The 19,873-nt window shown below is 49.0% G+C and carries 19 protein-coding genes and 2 pseudogenes; 14 read left to right on the top strand and 7 right to left on the bottom strand.

Going from position 1 to position 19,873, the window contains the following annotated elements; all coding sequences use genetic code 11:
- The first annotated feature begins 256 nt into the window (after positions 1 to 256).
- The gene (locus tag ON05_RS13000; RefSeq protein WP_010467839.1) at positions 257 to 1,519 is read left to right on the top strand and encodes a hypothetical protein; all 1,263 of its coding nucleotides are present in this window, start codon (positions 257 to 259) and stop codon (positions 1,517 to 1,519) included.
- 46 nt (positions 1,520 to 1,565) lie between these two features.
- Here the strand turns inward: ON05_RS13000 and aroA are convergent, their stop codons facing one another.
- The gene (aroA, locus tag ON05_RS12995; protein WP_010467840.1) at positions 1,566 to 2,906 is read right to left on the bottom strand and encodes a 3-phosphoshikimate 1-carboxyvinyltransferase; all 1,341 of its coding nucleotides are present in this window, start codon (positions 2,904 to 2,906) and stop codon (positions 1,566 to 1,568) included.
- A 112-nt stretch (positions 2,907 to 3,018) separates the two neighbouring features.
- Here aroA and ON05_RS12990 point away from each other — a divergent pair, with 112 nt between their 5' ends.
- From ON05_RS12990 to ON05_RS12980, 3 genes are all read left to right on the top strand, one after another.
- Positions 3,019 to 3,198: a hypothetical protein gene (locus ON05_RS12990; RefSeq protein ID WP_010467841.1), complete on the top strand. Its 180-nt coding sequence runs from the start codon at positions 3,019 to 3,021 to the stop codon at positions 3,196 to 3,198.
- 222 nt (positions 3,199 to 3,420) lie between these two features.
- Complete coding sequence (locus ON05_RS12985; RefSeq protein ID WP_010467842.1) at positions 3,421 to 3,933, top strand: inorganic diphosphatase; 513 nt, start codon at positions 3,421 to 3,423, stop codon at positions 3,931 to 3,933.
- 150 nt (positions 3,934 to 4,083) lie between these two features.
- Positions 4,084 to 4,857, top strand: a complete 774-nt coding sequence (locus ON05_RS12980) for an SDR family oxidoreductase (RefSeq protein WP_010467843.1) — start codon at positions 4,084 to 4,086, stop codon at positions 4,855 to 4,857.
- Positions 4,858 to 4,871: 14 nt separating this feature from the next.
- Here the strand turns inward: ON05_RS12980 and ON05_RS12975 are convergent, their stop codons facing one another.
- From ON05_RS12975 to murJ (ON05_RS12960), 4 genes are all read right to left on the bottom strand, one after another.
- Positions 4,872 to 6,590 carry an EAL domain-containing response regulator gene (locus tag ON05_RS12975; protein WP_010467844.1) on the bottom strand — a complete coding sequence of 573 codons (1,719 nt, stop codon included), beginning with the start codon at positions 6,588 to 6,590 and terminating at the stop codon, positions 4,872 to 4,874.
- Between the two features lie 532 nt (positions 6,591 to 7,122).
- The gene (locus tag ON05_RS12970; protein WP_039778442.1) at positions 7,123 to 7,359 is read right to left on the bottom strand and encodes a DUF6737 family protein; all 237 of its coding nucleotides are present in this window, start codon (positions 7,357 to 7,359) and stop codon (positions 7,123 to 7,125) included.
- Between the two features lie 82 nt (positions 7,360 to 7,441).
- Complete coding sequence (gene murJ, locus ON05_RS12965; RefSeq protein WP_010467846.1) at positions 7,442 to 9,025, bottom strand: murein biosynthesis integral membrane protein MurJ; 1,584 nt, start codon at positions 9,023 to 9,025, stop codon at positions 7,442 to 7,444.
- Between the two features lie 213 nt (positions 9,026 to 9,238).
- On the bottom strand, positions 9,239 to 10,018 hold the full coding sequence (murJ, locus tag ON05_RS12960) for a murein biosynthesis integral membrane protein MurJ (protein ID WP_262561691.1): 780 nt from the start codon (positions 10,016 to 10,018) through the stop codon (positions 9,239 to 9,241).
- Positions 10,019 to 10,088: 70 nt separating this feature from the next.
- Between murJ (ON05_RS12960) and ON05_RS12955 the strand changes: the two are divergent.
- Positions 10,089 to 11,696, top strand: a pseudogene (locus tag ON05_RS12955) (IS5 family transposase).
- Here the strand turns inward: ON05_RS12955 and murJ (ON05_RS12950) are convergent.
- Positions 11,656 to 12,609, bottom strand: a complete 954-nt coding sequence (gene murJ, locus ON05_RS12950) for a murein biosynthesis integral membrane protein MurJ (protein WP_236619161.1) — start codon at positions 12,607 to 12,609, stop codon at positions 11,656 to 11,658. The pseudogene ON05_RS12955 and the gene murJ (ON05_RS12950) overlap by 41 nt on opposite strands.
- Positions 12,610 to 12,924: 315 nt before the next feature.
- Between murJ (ON05_RS12950) and ON05_RS12945 the strand changes: the two genes are divergently transcribed.
- A complete protein-coding gene (locus tag ON05_RS12945; RefSeq protein ID WP_010480470.1) occupies positions 12,925 to 13,908 on the top strand; it encodes an alpha/beta fold hydrolase in 984 nt (327 codons plus the stop codon).
- Positions 13,909 to 14,061: 153 nt separating this feature from the next.
- Here ON05_RS12945 and ON05_RS12940 read toward each other — a convergent pair whose 3' ends face one another.
- Positions 14,062 to 14,658 (bottom strand): chorismate lyase, encoded by a 597-nt coding sequence (locus tag ON05_RS12940; RefSeq protein WP_396149757.1) that lies wholly within the window; start codon positions 14,656 to 14,658, stop codon positions 14,062 to 14,064.
- A gap of 195 nt (positions 14,659 to 14,853) precedes the next feature.
- On the opposite strand from ON05_RS12940, the gene ON05_RS12935 reads away from it, so the two are divergent.
- From ON05_RS12935 to ON05_RS12900, 8 genes and pseudogenes are all read left to right on the top strand, one after another.
- Positions 14,854 to 16,518 (top strand): ABC transporter ATP-binding protein, encoded by a 1,665-nt coding sequence (locus ON05_RS12935; protein ID WP_039781951.1) that lies wholly within the window; start codon positions 14,854 to 14,856, stop codon positions 16,516 to 16,518.
- Positions 16,519 to 16,523: 5 nt separating this feature from the next.
- Positions 16,524 to 16,910 (top strand): VOC family protein, encoded by a 387-nt coding sequence (locus tag ON05_RS12930; protein ID WP_010480467.1) that lies wholly within the window; start codon positions 16,524 to 16,526, stop codon positions 16,908 to 16,910.
- Positions 16,911 to 16,999: 89 nt separating this feature from the next.
- Positions 17,000 to 17,569 carry a Uma2 family endonuclease gene (locus ON05_RS12925; RefSeq protein ID WP_029315725.1) on the top strand — a complete coding sequence of 190 codons (570 nt, stop codon included), beginning with the start codon at positions 17,000 to 17,002 and terminating at the stop codon, positions 17,567 to 17,569.
- 164 nt (positions 17,570 to 17,733) lie between these two features.
- Positions 17,734 to 18,111, top strand: coding sequence for a type IIL restriction-modification enzyme MmeI (locus tag ON05_RS38530; RefSeq protein ID WP_396149754.1), 378 nt, complete (start codon positions 17,734 to 17,736; stop codon positions 18,109 to 18,111).
- Positions 18,112 to 18,131: 20 nt separating this feature from the next.
- Positions 18,132 to 18,383: a UPF0175 family protein gene (locus ON05_RS12915; protein WP_010480461.1), complete on the top strand. Its 252-nt coding sequence runs from the start codon at positions 18,132 to 18,134 to the stop codon at positions 18,381 to 18,383.
- Positions 18,376 to 18,861, top strand: coding sequence for a DUF3368 domain-containing protein (locus tag ON05_RS12910; RefSeq protein ID WP_010480459.1), 486 nt, complete (start codon positions 18,376 to 18,378; stop codon positions 18,859 to 18,861). The genes ON05_RS12915 and ON05_RS12910 overlap by 8 nt, the downstream gene beginning before the upstream one ends.
- A gap of 131 nt (positions 18,862 to 18,992) precedes the next feature.
- Positions 18,993 to 19,342, top strand: a pseudogene (locus tag ON05_RS38525) (DEAD/DEAH box helicase); the annotation flags it as partial.
- Positions 19,343 to 19,396: 54 nt separating this feature from the next.
- On the top strand, positions 19,397 to 19,849 hold the full coding sequence (locus tag ON05_RS12900; RefSeq protein ID WP_010480456.1) for a GNAT family N-acetyltransferase: 453 nt from the start codon (positions 19,397 to 19,399) through the stop codon (positions 19,847 to 19,849).
- Positions 19,850 to 19,873 lie beyond the last annotated feature (24 nt).

Genomic DNA, 19,873 nt, shown 5'->3' with positions numbered 1-19,873 from the left:
AGAATTGGTATCCATCTACTTGGCATCAGCAAAATTGCATGCGGGGATGAGGGATTCAGTCAGCGATGGATAGAGAGAATTCTGGTTAGAGGGTAGGAAGTTTTTCTCGGAAGAAGGGTTTTACCTCAACTACAATAAAAAAACAATTTTCTACCCAGCCTGTTAATATTGCATCTCCGGTCGGGATGATCAATATTGATGCTAAGCGGTGAAGTGTAGGGAACGGTATGTTGAGCATCCTGAGATAGGAGGTTGTATGCAAGATTTGAATAGCAGTTCAGATAACACCCTGGAAGAGTCCATCAAACAAAATGTCATACTCCAGGTTGTTGAATATGGGGTGGCCGGCTTGTCCATTGCCGGAACAGTGATGACCTTTATCTTGAAAGATGCTATTTATTCAGCAACCCCTCTTACGCTGGCCGTCTGTCTTAATTTGTTCAATCGCCGGAAACTCGATCAGCTCACTCGGCAGCATACCGCTGCAGATACGGCCTTAGTCAAACGGGACTTGAGAGCAGAAATACAACGGGTGCGATCGCAAGTTGAAGACTTACCCGCATTCCAGGAAAGATCCGATTACAACGATGTGAAGGTCTCGATTACCTCCTTATCCGCCAGCGTGGCGACCTTAGAACAGCAAATGATGGAAACGTCTGGGGACCAGCCGATTGAAGCGATTAGTGCCATTGAGGCTGAACTCAACCAACTGCGAGAGCATCAAATAGATCTGACCCATTCCATTGAAGCCTTGCAAGGTCAGATTCCCAGCGATGCCGAATCGGCCAATGTGGCTGACAGCTATCAGCAAGAACTCTCGGCGCTGCAAGATGCGGTCTCCCAACTTTCCCAACAGGGAGGTGCGGCTGACCTAGAGCCTTTACGTGCCGAACTGCAGGCCATGCTAGCCCCCGTTCAACAGCAAGTGGTGGATCTATCAGAACGGACCCAGCAGTCCGCCCCGACAACGGTATCGGAAGAGCAATTAGCCCCTGTCTTTGGCCAGATTGAAGACGTCAGAGTCAAGATGGATGCCATGTTGTCGAACATCTCAGAAGAGATGGAAATTGCCCGAGGGGCCATGGAAAACACCCAACATCAGGTGAATGAAGTCCAGCATCAATTGTCTGTGGTTCGCGAAGAAGCGACGAATACCCCCTCTGGCGTTAACCCTAACGACCTACATCAACAAATACAGGCGGCAATTACTCCCTTACAAGGCCAAATTGGTCAACTCGAAAGCCGGATCACGTCCCTGCCCACCCTTGATGCCAACGTGACCCAAGGCCAGGAAGAACAGCTCCAAAGTTTGCAACACCATCTACAAGACTTGAGTAATCGCCTAGAGACAGTTTCCAGTCAGTTCTCAACAGAGATGGCCAACCTGCCGAATATGGTCGATGAGCAGGTTCAGAACCGAGTCGGTGAACTGCGGGAACAGACGGTTCCCCAGGTGGATGAGGTGGGTAAGCAAACCAGCTTGTCTGAGCTGGATTCACTGCTGGCGGACTTGTCTTAAGGATTAGATCCCTTACTGATTATCTCTCTGGTTGGGGAAGACGGGATTAGGATTGCCAAAGCTGTTGCAGAGTCGCTACAAAATTAGGGTATGAAATGGCGGCGGCTTCAGCTCGATGAATGGTGGTAGATCCAGTCGCGTTTAGAGCTGCGATCGCAAGACTCATACCCACGCGGTGATCCCCAAAACTATCCACGTCTGCTCCCTGTAAACTGGCACCCCCTTGGATCTCTAATCCATCGGGTTGCTCGGTGATATTCGCTCCCATTTTTTGGAGTTGAGTGGCCATGGCAGTCAAGCGATCGCTTTCCTTGACCCGTAATTCTGCTGCATCTCGGATGGTGGTAGGTCCTTGGGCAAACAAGGCTGCAACGGCCAGAATCGGAACTTCATCCACTAATCGAGGAATCACAGCTCCCTCAATGACAGTTCCGTGAAGCTGACTTTGCTGGATATGGATATCGGCCACTGGCTCCCCCGCTACAGTCCGTTGATTGGCAAGGGTCATCTTGGCTCCCATCTGCTCTAGCACCTCTAGGACGCCGGTGCGTGTGGGATTAACGCCGACATTCTCAATCCAGATATCTGAACCCGGTACAATTGCCCCTGCCACCAGCCAAAAAGCGGCTGAGCTGATATCTCCCGGTACGATGATGGCTTGCCCGTGCAGCTGCGCTGGCCCGGTTACCGTGACGCTACAGGTGTCCGGATCAACGGTGATATCGGCACCAAAAGCAGCAAACATTCGTTCTGAGTGATCACGAGATAAGGCCGGCTCGGTAATGGTGGTTTGGCCCTCGGCCATTAAGCCAGCAAACATAATGCAAGACTTAACCTGAGCCGATGCGATGGGTGAAGGGTACTGGATGGGCTGTAACTGCTGGCCTCGAATCGCTAAAGGCGCTAGAGTATCGCTTTGGCGACCCCAAATATGAGCGCCCATTTGTTGGAGGGGTTTGATGACGCGGCCCATGGGACGACTGCAGAGGGAGGTATCCCCAGTCACCGTAAATAATCGATCCGGGTGAGAGGCGAGAATGCCTAACATCAGCCGCAAAGTAGTGCCTGAATTCCCGGCGTCTAACACCACGTCGGGCTCTAGTAAATGGCCTAAACCAATCCCCTGCACCCGCACATGTTCTGTGTTCAATTCAGAAATCTCAGCACCCAAGGCCCGAAAGCAATGGGCTGTGCTACGAGGATCTTCCCCCAGCAGTAGCCCTTGAATCGTGGTTTCACCGGAGGCCAAAGCGCCCAACATCAAGGCGCGATGGGAAATGGACTTATCACCGGGGATTGTCGTTTTACCCTGAAGACACCCTTCAGACTGGATCACCCAGGTTGTTCCTGTAGGGGCAGGGCAGACGGTCAACACATCAGTAGGCATAGACTTTACAATCCCGAAGAACAGCCAATCGCCATCCTATCGTGTTTAGAGGAATTGGCTGCAGTCTGGTCTGGATCGCTTTTACAATGTTCAGTAGACGATGAGCCATCCAATGCAACCTTCTCTCAAAAAACAATTACTCTGGGTCACTGCAGCCTGCATTTTGCTGACCCTTGGATTTGGATTCGCTTTGTCTGTTGCTGTCAACCTTAGCTTGCAAGGTTTTGAACAGCAGCGGCCCGATTTAGAAATCCTCCCGTCAGAGAGTGCGCCCTCTGCCGCTCCTTTGTAACACCTGGCTTTTCGTAGAAGTGCTAGTTGATGAATGCATCCGTTTTTCAACAGGATATTGACGGCACAACTCGCAATTTCCTAGAGTGTGTTTCGGGGTCTCAATCACTGTTGTTTTCAACATACGGCGCTGTCGTTTTCTATTACGCGCAATATTTTAGAAAATCTGCGCCGGAAACAAAGGGCTTGTAGGCCATCCCACCCTTACATCTGGAGAACAATTGTGGATTTATCCTTAATACCCGCTCAACCCAAGCCGGGCCTGATCAATGTCTTGATTGAAATTCCTGCAGGCAGCAAAAACAAATATGAATTTGATAAAGACATGAATGTCTTTGCCTTGGATCGGGTGCTGTTTGCTTCTGTGCAGTATCCCTATGATTATGGGTTTATTCCCAATACCCTGGCGGATGATGGCGATCCCCTAGATGGCATGGTGATCATGGATCAGCCTACCTTCCCTGGTTGTGTGATTACCGCCCGTCCCATTGGCATGTTGGAAATGATTGATGGTGGCGATCGCGATGAGAAAATTCTCTGCGTACCTGAGGAAGATCCTCGCTATGCCGATGTCAAGTCTTTGGCTGATGTGGCCTCTCACCGTTTAGATGAAATCGCTGAGTTTTTCCGCACCTATAAAAACCTCGAGAAAAAAGTTACAGAAATTTTAGGGTGGCAAGATGTGGATAAGGTCAATCCTTTAGTGGCTGAGTGCATTAAAGCTGGCCAAAAATAGGTCGAGAGACTGTAAAGGCTAGCTTTCTATAGGTGTATTAATTCTTTTTTTTAGGTATAACCACACCTTAAGATCTCAGCCTTACCTCTCTCCTACTCTCGTATCGACTGATACGAGAGTTTGCCCCTTAGCCAAACATGGAAGGCTGTAATGGTATCGATTCAGAATCAAGTTGTGTTGATTACAGGGGCTAGTAGCGGTATCGGAGCAGCCTGTGCGCGAACCTTTGCGCCCTTGGGTGTGAAGTTGTTGCTTGCCGCTCGACGGCTGTCGCGCTTGCAAACCTTGGCGACTCAGCTAGAAGCTGAATTTGGCGTTCACACCCATACCTTCCAACTGGATGTTCGCGATCGCACCCAAGTAGAATCCCAACTCCAAGCATTACCTCCAGAGTGGTCAGCCATTGATATCTTGGTGAATAATGCGGGCCTGAGTCGAGGTCTCGACAAGCTTTATGAAGGCAGCATTCAAGATTGGGAAGAAATGATTGATACCAATGTCAAAGGCTTGCTGTATATGACGCGGGCGATTGTGCCGGGAATGGTACAGCGTCACCAGGGCCATGTGATTAATATTGGCTCCATTGCTGGACATCAGACCTATCCGAAGGGAAATGTCTATTGTGGCTCTAAGGCCGCGGTCAGGGCAATTTCCGAGGGGTTAAAGCAAGATTTATTAGGGACACCTGTTCGTGTCAGTGCGGTCGATCCAGGTTTGGTGGAAACAGAGTTTAGTGATGTCCGCTTTCATGGCGATACCGAGCGCGCTAAGGCTGTTTATGCTGATACGGTTCCCCTAACGCCAGAAGATATTGCTGACGTGGTCGTCTTTTGTGCAACTCGCCCCTCCCATGTCAATATCAGTGAGCTATTGGTCTTGCCTACGGCTCAATCGGGGGCAACCCTAGTTCATCGACAGCCTTGACAGAGATTCTGATTTTACTCAGGGAAGTATTTTAAGAGCTCAGCTGCGGGTAAGGGAGGGCTGATTAAATATCCTTGGATACCATCACATTGATGGTCTAGTAAAAACTTTCTTTCAGCTAAAGTCTCTACCCCTTCACCAATCAAAGATAATCCCAGCTTGTGGCCCATTTGGATGATGGCTGTCGTGATCGCCGCATTCGTAGGTTGACGATTAATCTCATGGATAAAGCCTCGATCAATCTTGAGGATATCTAGTGGGAAACGCTGTAAATAGCTTAAGGAAGAATAACCAGTGCCAAAATCATCGATGGATAGGCGTATGCCTGTTGCCTTAATTTGATGCATGACTTTGAGGGCCAGATCCGGATCTTGCATTAAGGTGCTTTCCGTTAGCTCTAACACCAAGCTGCCTGGATCGAGGGCCGCACTGGATAGGAGTTCATGGAGCATTGAGGGTAAGGCAGGCTGTATCAGTTGTCGGGGCGATAAATTGACAAGCATTTGCAACGGCCGCCCACAGGTTTGCTGCCAACGCTTGACTTGCAGGCAGGAGGTTCGCAGTACCCATTCGCCAATGTCTAAAATTAAGTCTGTTTCTTCAGCAATGGGGATAAAGACATTAGGGGATAACACCCCCCATTCCGGATGATGCCAGCGCAACAGAGCTTCGGCTCCCACGACTTGACTCGTCTGCAAGTCAATATGGGGTTGGTAATACAGGCGCAATTCGTTTTTATCCAGGGCATGCCGTAATCGTGCAGCCATGGTGAGGGTTTGAGAACAATGCGATCGCATCGTCGGTAGATAAAACTCGGCACTGGGTCCAACCTGCTGTTTGGACTGATACATCGCTATCTCGGCGTTGCTAATCAAGGTGCCGATATCAGTGCTGCCTTTGGGATAGCAGGTCATGCCAATGCTAGGCGTAATGCAGAGTTCCTGATCCACCACATAGAAAGGCGTAGCCAAGATGTTTAGAATTTGTTTCGCAAACTGGTCGAGATCTGGACGAGACTTAATGTTTCGAGGAATGATGGCAAATTGATCGGCCTCAATACGAGCCACCATCGCCATGGCATAGTTGCCCATATAGCGGTGGGCGGACAACTGCTGGGTAATCGCTTGAACGAGTTGATCACTAAATGCAGCCCCTAGGGTACTTTTAATCCACTCAAAGCGATCAATACCGACTAAAACTAGAGCATCTAACGTATCTGCGATTTGCTTCTCTGCCTGAATATGCTGGAATTGTTCTTCGAGTAAGCGACGATTGGGTAACTGGGTGAGATGATCGTAATAGGTCAGGGCATTCAGACCTGCTTCTAGTCCTTGAATCGTTTGTGTGTACTGTTGAGTCACTAAGGCTTGTTTTTTGAGTCGTGCATCAATGGCACTTAACAGTTCTAGATGGGTAAATGGCTTGGTGATGTAGTCATCTGCCCCTAAATTCATCCCTTTTCGTACACTCGCCCGATCTGTTTTGGCGGTTAAAAAGATCATCGGAATGCTGCCAATGCCTGGGTTGGCTCTCAGTCCCTTTAAAACATCAAATCCATCTAGCTCTGGCATCATGACATCACAAACAATGAGGTCTGGAGGGCTTTGCTGTGCCAGTTGTAACCCCGTTAAACCATTGTCTGCTTCAAGGGTGCGATATCCTTCACACTCTAAAATTTCTTGAATGATGTCGCGGATTTGAGGTTCGTCCTCGATGATTAAAATTTTTGGCATTTTAGACTCAGAACAGGCGCACTCAGAAGTTTGAATGATGGCTTTAAGTGACTTTTTAGGACAATGCCTACATTTTACTATTGGAAGTTTGGGACAAACCTTACATTGAGATTACATCTTTGCTAATGGGACATCGGCATTATTCATATCAATTAAGGGTAAATGCTTATTTTGTAATACTTTCACCCCTCTCAGAAGCAGACAATGCGCCAGCAAATTATTCGATAATCTCGCCTCAAATATGCCCCTATTCCGTGGGCAATATAGGAAAATGAGTGGCTTTAAAATGTCATCTTTGATACTAAAGGTAGATGCAGTATTTATTTTTTCATAGAAATAAATATGCTAATTCTCATATATTAAAGATAAGGCTATATCAGTAAAATAGAACTATCTTAATGGGGCGAGAATTAGATATTTTTGATAGCTAATTTATCAATAAAAGTTGAATCTTCAAGGGTGATACGCTGCTCACCCGACTGGAACGTCACGGATGGAGAAAGATGCGAGTAGGGGTGAACCAACGTGATGATCATGCTTCTGATTCATCGGTCAAAGGCTGCTCAGAATGGGCTTGTTTCATCGCCTGAGGCCAAAGTATCAAAAATAGCCCCATCCATGCCAAGACGGGTACAGCGACGAGTATCGTCAGCCAAACTATTTTGGTCACGAACCAGGTCCCTGCAATTAGAGTGATTCCCGTTACCAAAATGGACCAGGGCTGACACCACCAAGGTTTGTAGTTCCATGGGTTGTAGGAATTGTCCATAGGGCTTGTCAGGAAAACAGTACTCAGCATTATCCTATAGCCTGGGCTGCCATCCTGAGTCTAGCAAGATAAGAGGTCGTTACTATGACTTACGGGTCAGAAAGGGCAACTTTTGGCGCAACCGATCCACAAAGAAATCCATCTCCGGTAACTTGAGTTGAATCACGAGTCCGGCAAAGACCAATAACCCTGCACCTGCAGAGACACTAAGGGTCACAAGCTGTTTGATGATACCCTCAGTACCCAGGAGCATCTGACATCCATATAAAGTCACCCAGGCCGTGAATCCACAGAGCAGGCTACTGATGGCCAAGGCCAGAATGGGACCTCCTGTCGCAGCCCACGGTAATCCATGTAGCCGTTTATTTAGAATCCAGACGAGAGCGACCATGGAAAAGACTTGCACCCCGACCGTCGCCATGGCTAACCCTGGTGCACCAAAGGTTTTGGTAAAGAAGAAACAAAAGATGGCGTTAAAGAATAAGCCCAATAAACTAATCAGGAGAGGAACGTTGCCATCGCCCAGGGCGTAGAACACCCGGACAAAAATATCTCGGCCCAGGTAAAAGAACATCCCAAAGGCATACACCACTAAGAGAGAGGCTACGAGTTGTGAGGCGGAATCATCAAAAGCCCCCCGTTGATAGACGATTTGTACAGCAGGTAAAGCCAAAACGGACATCAGCGCCCCTGTGGGCATCATGCTCATGGCGGTCAGCACAAGGCTTTGTCGTATGCGATCTTTTAGGTCTGTCCAACTTTCTGGGGCTGCCAATTGGGAAAAGATCGGCATGTAGGGAACCAGAATGACGTTGGAGAGGATGCCCAGAGGGGTTAGAAAGAGGAGCTGGGCATAGGTGAGGGCAGAGGCTGACCCTTCTGGTAGTTGCGACGCAAAAAATAAGCTAATGGCAACACTAATCAGCAGCATTCCAGAAGACAGAGTGGCTGGTGCCATCAGTTTGCCGATCTCTTTGACACCGGGGCGATTGAAATCGAATCGGAGTCGTAAGGTTCCCATGCCAGATCCCCATTGAGCTGGGATTTGGGCCAACCATTGCAGTAGCCCGCCAGCTAAGGTTCCCCAAGCCATAACGGAGGCTCCAACGCGATCCGTGAGGAACAATACACCGATAATGACAGTGACGCTGGATAGTAGAGGACTAATGGATGGCAGCCAATATTGATCGGAGGCAACGAGGGTGCCGAAGCCGATGCCAATCAGTCCGGATAAGAAGGCCAGGGGAGCCATAATCCTCAGCTGTTCTACCGCCATTGTGTGGACGCTTGTAGAGACCCCTGGCGCAAGCATGGTGATCAATGGATCAGCCGTTAACATCAACCCTGCGGTTAGCAGCAGCAGCAAGATACCCACTAGAGTATTGACAGTTTCAATTAAGGCGGCGGCATCTTTTTTAGGATGTTTGGCGAGGACGCTGACGACAGAACTGTGAAATGGGCCGTTGACTCCCCCAAGCAGGATAAATAGAAAGCTCGGAATCACGTAGGCAAAGTTGTAGGCATCCACCTCAGGACCGACCCCAAATTCGGCTGCAATCGCTTGCTGGCGAACGAGGCCCGCGACCTTGCTGATCAGGGTTGCGATCGCAACGATGGTGGCAATACTCGCTAGGGAGCGACGGCGTTTGGGGGCTGAGTCGGTCACAAATTTTAAGTAACGTAAAGAATCCTCACCTATTTAAGCGCATATTCTGGTCTTTGAGGAACAAAGAATATTTCAGTGGTGGCAATCTGAACCTAGATTTGGTTGAACCTTCAGCTAATTGCCAAACTCCTCAATGCAGGGTTAGCCAAGAGCACTAGCCCTCTCGTGAACACTAGCGGTGGAGAAGACTCAAGATCGATCCATTATCCAGCTTTACAGGAAGGGAATTTTAGCTCTCATGCGAGTTAAGAAGACTTGTACTTCAGGAATACCGAGCTGCTTGGCTGCCAGCCCATAGACCATAAAACCGCCCAGAGCTGCGATACCTAAGTTGATCAGTAGTAAGAGAAAACCTTGGCTACCCCATACTGCATCTGTTCCGGCCCAAAGCCCCCATTCAACCAGTCCAGAAAGAGCACTAGCGCCTGTAAGCCCCATCAATGGCTGTATCCAAGATTGCAGATTTAATCCCCGTAAACGCTTGCTTAAGCACCACAGCATGACCACCATTGAGAAGATATTTACCCCAATCGTGGCCAGTACGAGGCCCGGAGCACCAAATGGTTTGACGAATAGGAAGTCAAACAGAATATTAAACAAAATGCTGACCAGGCTGATTTGAAACGGGGTATTACCATCACCCATGGCATAGAACACTCGAACCAGTAAGTCTCTGGCCAAGTACACGAACATTCCCATCCCGTAGGCGATGAGAATACTGGCAGTCAGTTGTGATGCCTCTGCATTAAAGGCGGATCGCTCATAAACGAGGCGGACAATGGGTAAGGCTAGAGCAATCATCAAAGCCCCCAAAGGCAACATCGCTACTGCTGTCATCACGATGCCCTGACGAATGCGACTTTTGAGGTCGTCCCATTGGCCAGATGTTGCCAGGTGAGAAAACACGGGAAAGAAAGGGACCAAAATGGTGTTGGAGAGAATACCTAGGGCTTGCTTCGAAAGTCTAAGGTTGAATATTTGCAGTGTATCCAAGTGTTGAGCGCCCTTGAGAAGTGCAAGGAAAATCGTTCAAAATACTCAAAACCTTTGCACATGCACCCCAATGTATCGTCGCCCATCCCCCGGTCAACTGTCCTTTAAGAACTTCTACTTGCCCTTCGGAGGCAAACTATCAGAAGAGAATCGCTGGGTCAAACTCGCCGAGCTGATTCCCTGGGAAAGCTTTGAATCAGAATATGCAGACCAATTCAGTCAGACCATGGGGCACCTGCCAAACCCTTTCGTGTGGCCTTAGGGACCTTAATCATCAAAGAGAAACTGGGTGTATCCGATGCAGAGACCGTAGAACAGATTCGAGAGAACCCCTACTTGCAGTACTTTCTGGGTTTTAGTGAATATCGAGAGAGTGCTCCGTTTGATGCCTCCATGCTGGTTCACTTTCGCCAACGGTTGAATCTAGAGCTACTGACTCAAGTCAACGACGCAGTCGTGGAATCAGTGCTCGCATCTGAGGGTTCTCCTGTTGTGATGTCCCCTGAGTCATCTCCTTCTCCTGAAGATGACGAAGATGAGCCTCCTGCCCCTCCCAACCAGGGCCAATTGTTGATAGACGCGACCTGTGCGCCAGCCGATATTCGCTATCCGACAGACTTAGATCTGCTCAATGATGCCCGCAAAGCGAGTGAAGCCATCCTTGATGCTTTATATGCTCAAGTCATGCTGTCTCTCAAGGGCAAACCTCGCACCTACCGCCAAAAGGCCCGCAAAGCTTATCTGGCCATTGCCAAGAAACGTCAACCGAGTCGCAAGCTGATTCGTAAAGGGATTCGTCAGCAGTTGGGCTATGTGCGTCGGAATCTAGCCCACATTGATGGATTGATAGCTTTAGGAGCGTCTCTGTCCCGACTGTCCCGGCGACAGTACCGTCTGTTGCTGGTGATTCATGAAGTCTTTCGACAGCAAGAGTGGATGTATCAACAGCACGTGCGTCGAGTAGATGACCGTATTGTCAGCCTCACTCAGCCTCATGTCCGACCGATGGTCCGAGGCAAAGCTGGAGTACCTGTTGAGTTTGGGGCCAAGCTATCCCTCAGTTGTGTCAACGGATGTGTGTTTCTGGAACGTTTAAGCTGGGATGCGTTCAATGAATCCCAGCATCTTCAATATCAAGTGGAAGCTTTTCATCGTCGCTTTGGCCATTATCCTCTCTCAGTCCATGCCGACCAAATCTATCGAACCCGAGCTAATCGACGATGGTGTAAAGCTCGAGGTATCCGATTGAGTGGACCACCGTTAGGAAGACCTCAACAAGACCCCCAGGTGCAGGGCCAACTCAAGCAACAAGCACGGGAGGACGAAAAGGTGAGAGTCCAAATTGAGGGCAAGTTTGGGCAGGCCAAGCGAAGATTTGGCTTGAATCGAGTGATGGCGAAGTTAGCGGATACGGCTGCTAGTGCGATTGCTATCACGTTCTTGGTGATGAATCTAGAGCGGTGGCTCCGCCACCTTTTATCATTCATTTTGGGTGGGATTGCTGGTGTTGGAAAGCGTTATGGAGCTGCCAGGGCTGCCTTGGGGCTTTTCTAGGGCCAGTGAAGGAATATGGCCCTGGCCGTCACAACTGGGTTGATTGTACGATTTGATGCCAGGAATTAGCTCAATTTACTTTTTCAGCAAACCCTACCTAGAGGAGCCATTACCAAAAAATTAGCGTAGCTCCAGGCAGAGACAGCAGCAGTGGCGTTAGGAATCAGGGAAGAGAAAAAGATATCAATTTGAACATTAATCTGCAGCATTCCAGAGGCAAAGGTAGCCGGTCCCAATACCTTTAAAACAGCTCGGACATCGGGATGTTGCCATTGCCAGCGAGGCTTTAAGGTTCCTAAGCCTGCTTGCCACTGGACAGGCAATTGAATCAACCACTGAGCTACCGCACCCGCCAAGGTTGCCCAGGCGAGGACTTGACCCCCGAGCAAGGCATTAGCTGATAAGGACGCTTCTGGCCCCAGATGGAGGGCAAAAAGCCCCAGACCAATTATCACTGCCACGCTAGAAAAAATCGGGCTGATGGAGGGCATCCAGTAAATATCAGCTGCGTTTAAGGCCCCAAAGCCAATCCCAATCAAGCCCGAGAATAGGGCAATGGGCGCCATGATTTTGAACTGGGTAATGGCAATCAGCCGAGTCTTCTGGGTTACGGCATAGGTAGCTGAATCGATGCCTTGGCGTAGGGCTTCTTCGGGGGAGATAAACAGGCCGCTGGCCGTGAACCGCAAAATAGGCTCAGCAAAGACAATTAAGCCGATGGTCACCAGCAGCAGTAGTCCGACCAGCAAAGTGGTGATGGATTCGATGACGGGTTTGACATCACTGCGCTCTTTTTTGGCGAGTACACCGACGATGGCACTGTGAAATGGACCATTAATTCCGCCGAGCAGAATTAAGAAAAAGCTAGGAATGGCATAGGCAAAGCCGTAAGCTCCAACTGCTGGCCCAACCCCGAAGACGGCGGCGGTGACCATCTGGCGAGCGGCTCCAGTGACCTTGCTGATCAAGGTTGCGATCGCAACGATCGTGGCAATTCTCGCTAAAGAGCGGCTAGGTTTAGAGGATGCCTTAGTCACGGATGCTGAAGCAACATAATGAATTCTCACCCATTTAAGCGCATAACCTGATCTTGGAGTGGTAATCGACGCTTATAATCCGTACAGCTTAGATGGTGTCTCTTAACTTGTCCCTGGTCATCAAGTTTCATGATGGTCTGAAGTTTGAAGAGAAAGAATGTGTCACGGCATAGTGGACAACTGTCAATCAAGGGATAGGTGTGATATCAGCATTACTACCGATCGGTGATGTGCCAGTCGTTATGCGACTCACAGATTGTTCGGAAGGACATACTAGGAGAGAGGAATCAGTCTACAAACTTTGCTCTAAGAATCATGGAAAACTGGTTGGTGCTGTCTCTAGGCATTCTCATCCTCGGACTATTGGTGGGAATGGTATATCAGAGAGTGGGTCAAGCGTTTGATCAACATAAATATCCTCCACCCGGTCAACTGGTCGATATTGGAGGATTTCGTCTACATCTCAACTGTCTTGGGCAGGGAACACCAACCGTTGTTATGGATGCAGGTGGTTCTGCTCCCGCCATCGCATGGGGGTTGGTGCCCGCTGAAATTGCAAAATTTACTCATGTTTGCACCTATGATCGGGCCGGTTTTGGTTGGAGTGACCCCAACCCCAGACAACCTCGCACCAGTCAACAGAGCGTTGATGAATTACATTTACTGCTGACCAAAGCTGCAATTGACCCTCCCTACATTTTGGTTGGCCACTCACTCGGTGGCGTCAATATGCGGCTGTATGCGAGTCAATATCCAGAGGATGTCGTCGGATTAGTGTTAGTCGATTCTTCCCATGAACATCAGATGACCTCTGCAATGGGGAGACATGTACAAAGGATGGCTTGGTTTTATCAGGTTTTGAGAATTTTCAGTCACATTGGCATGGTGCGAGTCATCGGGGAGATGAATCTGTTACCCATGCTTAAAGTCCTCAAGCAAAAAAGTCAAAAATATCCGTTGGCCGTACGATCCTTATTTGATATCTTTAAATCCTTTTGTTACCGCCCCCACTACTGGGCAACCGCCTCCAGCGAATTGGCCCATATCAAAACAAGCCTTGAAGGCCTTCAATCCGTGACATCATTGGGCAGCTTACCTTTGATGGTGCTGAGTCAAGGTGCCAAAGATCCAAGGATAAGTGAAGAAAGATTCCAACGATGGGCGGCACTTCAATTGGACCTCACAAAACTATCTTCCAATAGCCAACGTATCGTTGCAGAAGAGAGTGGACATTGGATCCTCCTCGATCAGCCAGAGCTAATCGTCGGTGCGGTACGACGTTTAATTGAAAGGGGTTAGCCTCATAAAAGGCATGGTATACAAGTCGTTCAGAAGATGGGGTAAACCCTTTGCAGGCGCGTTAATGCTTCTAGCAACTGCTAAATGGACCATCAGAAGACACTCGCTTTAGTACGTACAACAGGTTTGCTAAAACATCGGTTCATCCAATGTTTATGACACCTGAGTCGGCTTGAGATTGCTGGATACAGGCCCTAAATACTGATTGAGATGTGGGGAGAAAACTTCGTAAATCAAAGTCAGAGGTTGACCATCATGCCAAAACAGATAGTAGCGTCCCCAAAAAGGTCCCGGATGATCAAAGGCTTGAGATAACGCTTCAGACTGACCACAGAAGACCTGACGGATATCTCGAAACAGTTCAGTCCGCGACTGGGACAAGCTGGCCCAAATGGGTAAAGAGCGGTTTTGTAAATACTCATCCACATGGCTGGCTTCCCACCAAGACGTGGCATAGGCGAGTCGCTGACCAGACGTCGTTCGCAGCCAGACCTGGCGGCGTAATCGAGGACCGGGGACAGCCTTGATTAAATCGGGGGCATTATCTTGCTCAGACCCGACAAAGGACATATCAATCACATCCACTTCCGTCGGCTCACCGGTGAGGAGCTGCAAATGGCGAGTCGGAGAGCCATCTCCCAAAATCAACATTTGCCAAGTGGGAGAAAGTTGATAGTAAGGAAGGCCAGGTTGAATGCGGGTTTGATCGGCTTGCCATAAGACATCCACATGATGCCAGGTGGAGATCAGGGGAGCTTGATTATTGGTATCAGCGTTTGCTAACAAAGGACTTCACAAAACTTTTCAATATATTTTTATCATAGACAGTATTTGACCCTGCGTGCAAAAATCAGACCCGGTTGGAGGTTGCTGGCTATACTGGTGATTTTAGAGTTGCTGCCGACGTAAACAGCCTTAACGTACATATTATTTCGACTACAGGATATGAGTTCTTCCGCCAGTTTGCTGCAGGTTAACGATCTAAAGATTGCCTATGCTCAGCAGCGTGGCGCTAATGCCCAAACTTGGGCGGTCAATCAGGTTTCTTTTGAGCTAGGGGCTGGAGAACGACTGGGTCTAGTCGGGGAATCGGGCTGTGGTAAATCCACCATTGGCCGTGGGCTAATGCAGTTACTGCCGCCTGGAACTCAGTTAGAAGGCGAGATAAACTTTGCGGGCAGATCTGTTTTAACGCTGACTGGAAAAGATTTGCAGCGATTCCGGGGCGAGGAAATTGCCCTCGTCTTTCAGGACCCCATGACCCGTTTAAATCCGCTGCTGACGGTGAAGAAGCATTGCTTAGAAACCTTGAAGGTCCACCGACCCCAGCTTTCTGCTGAAGCGGCCAAAACCAAGGTTTTAGACACTCTAAGTGCGGTCAATATCCCGGCAGAGCGGTGGACCCAGTATCCCCATGAATTTAGTGGGGGGATGCGACAGCGGGTGGCGATTGCGTTAGCGCTCCTCCTGGACCCCAAAATGCTGATTGCCGATGAACCCACCACCAGTTTGGACGTGACGGTGGCGGCCCAAATTCTCAAGGAAATGACTCGTCTTTGTGAAGAACGTCAGATGGGGCTATTGCTGATTTCCCATGACTTGGCGCTGGTGAGTGAATATTGCGATCGCGTTGCCGTCATGTACCAGGGCAAAATGGTCGAGTTGGGGCCAGCCCAAGAAATCCTCACCAATCCACAACATGCTTACACCCAGTCTTTGCTGCAGGCGGCCCTCCATCTACAAACCAGTGCAGCGGAAGCGCCTCTCGAGGACGATACCCCGCCGTCAGACAATGTGCTGCTTCAGCTCCAAGATGTCCAGCAGCATTACACCTTGGAAACTAATTTTATTGCCCGCCTCCTTTCCAAACCCGCAGATGCCATCAAAGCCGTCGATGGCATTACCTTAAATATCCATGCGGGCGAAACCTTGGGCCTCGTGGGAGAGTCGGGCTGTGGTAAAAGCACGTTGTCTCGCAGCATTTTGCAGCTGGTTCGCCCAACGGCAGGTAGCGTTCAGTTCGACAAGCTGGAGCTAACGTCTCTAGAAGGGCGCGAACTGCGGCAATGTCGTCGCCAGATTCAAATGATCTTCCAAGATCCACGGGCCTGCCTGAATCCCCGGATGAAAATTGGTCAGAGTGTAGCCGAACCGCTGCTGATTCATGAGTTGGCAACCCCTGCAGAAGCGCAGGCGCAAATGCATGCCATGCTAGAGCGTGTGGGCCTGACTCCTACGACTGACTATGCTCAACGGTTCCCCAGCGATATTTCCGGGGGACAGCAGCAACGAGTGGCAATTGCACGAGCGCTCATTACTCAGCCCAAGCTCGTGATCTGTGATGAACCCGTCAGTATGCTGGATGCCAGTATTCAAACCCAGGTACTGGATTTGATGCAATCCTTGAAGGATGATTTCAACCTAACGTACCTATTTATTACCCATGATTTGTGGGTGGCGCGATTCTTTTGCGATCGCATTGCCGTCATGAATAAAGGCAAAATCGTCGAAATCGGTCCCACGGAAGAGATCTTCACCAATCCCCAACATCCCTATACTCAAACGCTACTCGGTGCTGCCCCCTTACTCGCTCGCCTTCAGGAAGGCTAATCGCGATGCAAATAGAGCCGCTTATTGCCGTTAAAGATGTGGCAGCGAGTAGCCAGTTTTACCAACAACTCTTGGGTTGTGAAAGCGCCCATGGGGGCGATGAATATGAAATGCTGACGTTTGAGGGGAAACTGCTGCTGCAACTTCATCGCCAGGATACGCATGAGCATCCTGGGCTGTGGAATCCTGAGATACCGCCTGGGAATGGGGTGATTTTATGGTTTCGCACCTATGATTTTGAGGCCAGTGTTGCTAAGGTTCGAACTCTCAGCCCAGAAATTGTCACCGAACCCCATATCAACCCGAACGCCCAACAGCATGAAATTTGGTTTCGCGATCCCGATGGTTACTTGGTTGTGATTTCAGACCATATGGGTGATGCCAAGGCATAGAATTGTCTGGCCATTGTAGAGTGAGGCAAAATTGAATCAGCGACAGAAATATCTGTGTAAGCGTAGTAAACGCTATGGAAGGTTGGGCTATGACGATTTCATCCCCTGAAACCTATACTGCTGAAGAATATCTGGTCTCAGAACTGGACTCGGACCTTCGCCATGAGTTTCGAAATGGAGAAATCATCGAAATGACAGGTGGCACGCCTGCCCACAACGAGATTAACGGTAACTTATTGATGCTGTTGAAGTTAGCTCTCCGGAGGCAGCCTTACTGGGTGTTTGTGACGGATCAGCGGTTATGGATTCCTGATTGTAATCTCTATACATATCCCGATGTGATGGTGGCAGCGAAGCCGTTGCAATTGCAAGAGGGACGAGCAGATACGGTCATCAATGCCCTTTTTATCGCTGAGGTGTTGTCAAAATCAACGCGCAGCTATGACTTAGATGAGAAGTTTGCTGCTTATCGAACAATTCCTACATTTCAGGAATACCTTTTGATTGATCAGTACAGTCCCCAAGTCTCTCACTACACTAAGCAGAGCAATAATCAGTGGCTATTTACAGACTACGCTGGCCCAGAAGGCAATATTCATTTGTCATCGGTTGCTGCAGAGATACCGTTAGCTGAACTTTACGGAAATGTCGAGTTTTGAAAAGTGGGTTAACTTTTTTATTGCTTGACAAGCAGTTTAGGTAAGACAGAAGCAGGATATAGATGGTGGAAACTACCATACTCGAAAAACGAGGTAGGATTCTGCGTTAGCAGGGAATAATCACCCTTTGAGGTAACTACCGCTGAGCTATTTGTGATCGGAGTATAAATGCAGTTGAAATCGAAGAAGCCGTTTCTGAGCTTGCCGAAGCGCCTTTTGACCCGGAGGTGTTTCCTTTTGCGTTTCTAGAAGCTTTCGGCAATAAGTCAACGACGATCAAGAAACTCAAAAGTAAGCGTAGTAGCACCAACAAGTCTGACCTGGATGGCTTGCTCCAGCGTAATAATATCCATCTAAAGGTTTGTACAGAAGGTGAAGTCACTGACACGCTGACGGCTTTGCGAGAAAGCCCAGCGACCACCAAGCACAAGGCTAAGTTTAATGACGAAGTACTCGGACGTATCTACGGTGGCCGTCGTTTCAAGAATGACACAGAGCGACTCGAAAAACTATTTGACCTGTACACAAAAATGACTGCTTAACCATCACCCTGCAAAATCCTATGATTCAAATTCAACTCAATTTACCAGAAAGTGCCTTCTCTGCCCTGCGCAGCAGTCCAGACGAATTCGCCCAAGAACTCCTCATCGCCGCTGTCGTCAAATGGTACGAGGTCGGCATGGTTTCCCAATCCAAAGCTGCCGAAATCGCAGGTGTCAGCCGTCAAGCCTTTCTGCAAGCCCTTGATCGATTTGAAGTCTCCCCCTTTCAGACCACTCCAGAGGAACTGACAGAGGAAGTTGGTCGTGGTTAAGCGCTGGGTGGTGAATGCTTCGCCAATTATTAGCCTGACCAAAATTGACCGTATCCCTTTGCTGCAGGAACTCTGTGATGAAGTGGTCATTCCCCAAGGCGTTGCCGATGAAATTAGCCTGGGCGGATATAACGATAGTGCTGTTGCTTGGCTCCAGCAAACGGGGCAGGCATTTATTCGAGCAGATTTAGCCATTGAACCTAGGGTTGCTAGTTGGGATTTAGGTATGGGAGAAAGCCAGGTGCTCTCTTGGGCTATTCAAAACCCTGGATATGAAGCAATTATCGATGACCTAGCCGCACGCAAAGCCGCCAAAATTCTCCAAGTTCCTGTTCGAGGCACACTGGCTATAGTCGTACTCGCCAAACAGGCAGGATATATCTCGTCAGCCAAGAAAGACTTAGAAAATCTAGTTCAGGTAGGGTTACGCATTAGCCCTGCCGTACTTGAGCAAGCCCTTACTTTAGCGGGGGAATAGCCGCATCTTGCAATAAATCCTAACCCACTCGCTATTCAAGAAACAGGCACTATGAGTCAATCCATCGCTGTTCCCTCCGTATCCGTTACCTACGCTCAAGATGGCACCTCCACCCAATCGAATGCGTTGGGAATGCGGCTGAAGCAGCCGTTACTGAGGCCGTTAACGATACCCTCAAAGCCATTGCTGCCAGCTTGCTCATGGAACAGGTGCTGGCCCCGCGCTTTGAGTTCAAACCCAAACGTCCCACCAATGAAGCCACGCCAGGCTTTGACTATGGGGAGGATGGTTACAATCCAGAGCAATGTAACGTAGGCGTGAATCCAAAAACGGTCAAATCTAAATCGAAATTAATGGCCTAGCCGAACCTAAAAGCCCGGAAGCCGAGCGCATCTGTCGCGAAGACTTAACTGAACTGGTAACGACCTTTGTCCAAGATAAACCCACCATAAAACGTGGTTTATTCGATAATGAAATATGAATTCCACCCAGCAGCTCTACAAGAATATGCGGAAGCGAAGTCAAGATAGGCACCATGAATATCCGCATTGCTCAATTGGATGATGTCGAAACTCTGTTTGAGATTCGAACCAGCGTTGCCGAAAATTATCAATCCCGAGAAGAGATTGCTGAACTGGGCATTACCCCAGAGTCAGTAACCAAAATGTTAGAGGCGGACTGTTGTGCATGGATCGCTGAGGTTGATGATCAAGCGATTGGCTTCTCCATTGCCAGCGCCACAGAAAAAACAATATTTGGCCTTTTTGTCCTCCCCGCTTTTGAAGGACAGGGGGTGGGACGTGCTCTCATGCAAGTTACTGAAACTTGGTTCTGGTCAAAGGAGATTGACGAGATTTGGTTAGTTACAGGCAATAACCCTAGCTTCAGAGCCTATGGTTTCTATCTACATCTCAATTGGATTCCAGTTGGCGTTGAGTCAAATGGAGACTTCAAAGGAGAGATGAAATTTATCAAAAAACGTCCTTAGAACGTTTTTTCTCAAATTTAGCTG

This window comes from Acaryochloris sp. CCMEE 5410 (assembly GCF_000238775.2).
Taxonomy (GTDB): domain Bacteria; phylum Cyanobacteriota; class Cyanobacteriia; order Thermosynechococcales; family Thermosynechococcaceae; genus Acaryochloris.
Note: the sequence above shows the minus strand (reverse complement) of the source record. Positions and strands in the feature narration are given on the sequence as shown.

Coding starts and splice junctions, on each gene's coding strand:
- ON05_RS12930 (WP_010480467.1), top strand. CDS start 16,524: ATGCAAATAGAGCCGCTTATTGCCGTTAAAGATGTGGCAGCGAGTAGC.
- ON05_RS12935 (WP_039781951.1), top strand. CDS start 14,854: ATGAGTTCTTCCGCCAGTTTGCTGCAGGTTAACGATCTAAAGATTGCC.
- ON05_RS12990 (WP_010467841.1), top strand. CDS start 3,019: ATGCAACCTTCTCTCAAAAAACAATTACTCTGGGTCACTGCAGCCTGC.
- aroA (WP_010467840.1), bottom strand. CDS start 2,906: ATGCCTACTGATGTGTTGACCGTCTGCCCTGCCCCTACAGGAACAACC.
- ON05_RS13000 (WP_010467839.1), top strand. CDS start 257: ATGCAAGATTTGAATAGCAGTTCAGATAACACCCTGGAAGAGTCCATC.
- ON05_RS12980 (WP_010467843.1), top strand. CDS start 4,084: ATGGTATCGATTCAGAATCAAGTTGTGTTGATTACAGGGGCTAGTAGC.
- ON05_RS12970 (WP_039778442.1), bottom strand. CDS start 7,359: ATGGACAATTCCTACAACCCATGGAACTACAAACCTTGGTGGTGTCAG.
- ON05_RS12975 (WP_010467844.1), bottom strand. CDS start 6,590: ATGCCAAAAATTTTAATCATCGAGGACGAACCTCAAATCCGCGACATC.
- ON05_RS12900 (WP_010480456.1), top strand. CDS start 19,397: ATGAATATCCGCATTGCTCAATTGGATGATGTCGAAACTCTGTTTGAG.
- ON05_RS12915 (WP_010480461.1), top strand. CDS start 18,132: ATGATTCAAATTCAACTCAATTTACCAGAAAGTGCCTTCTCTGCCCTG.
- ON05_RS12945 (WP_010480470.1), top strand. CDS start 12,925: ATGGAAAACTGGTTGGTGCTGTCTCTAGGCATTCTCATCCTCGGACTA.
- ON05_RS12925 (WP_029315725.1), top strand. CDS start 17,000: ATGACGATTTCATCCCCTGAAACCTATACTGCTGAAGAATATCTGGTC.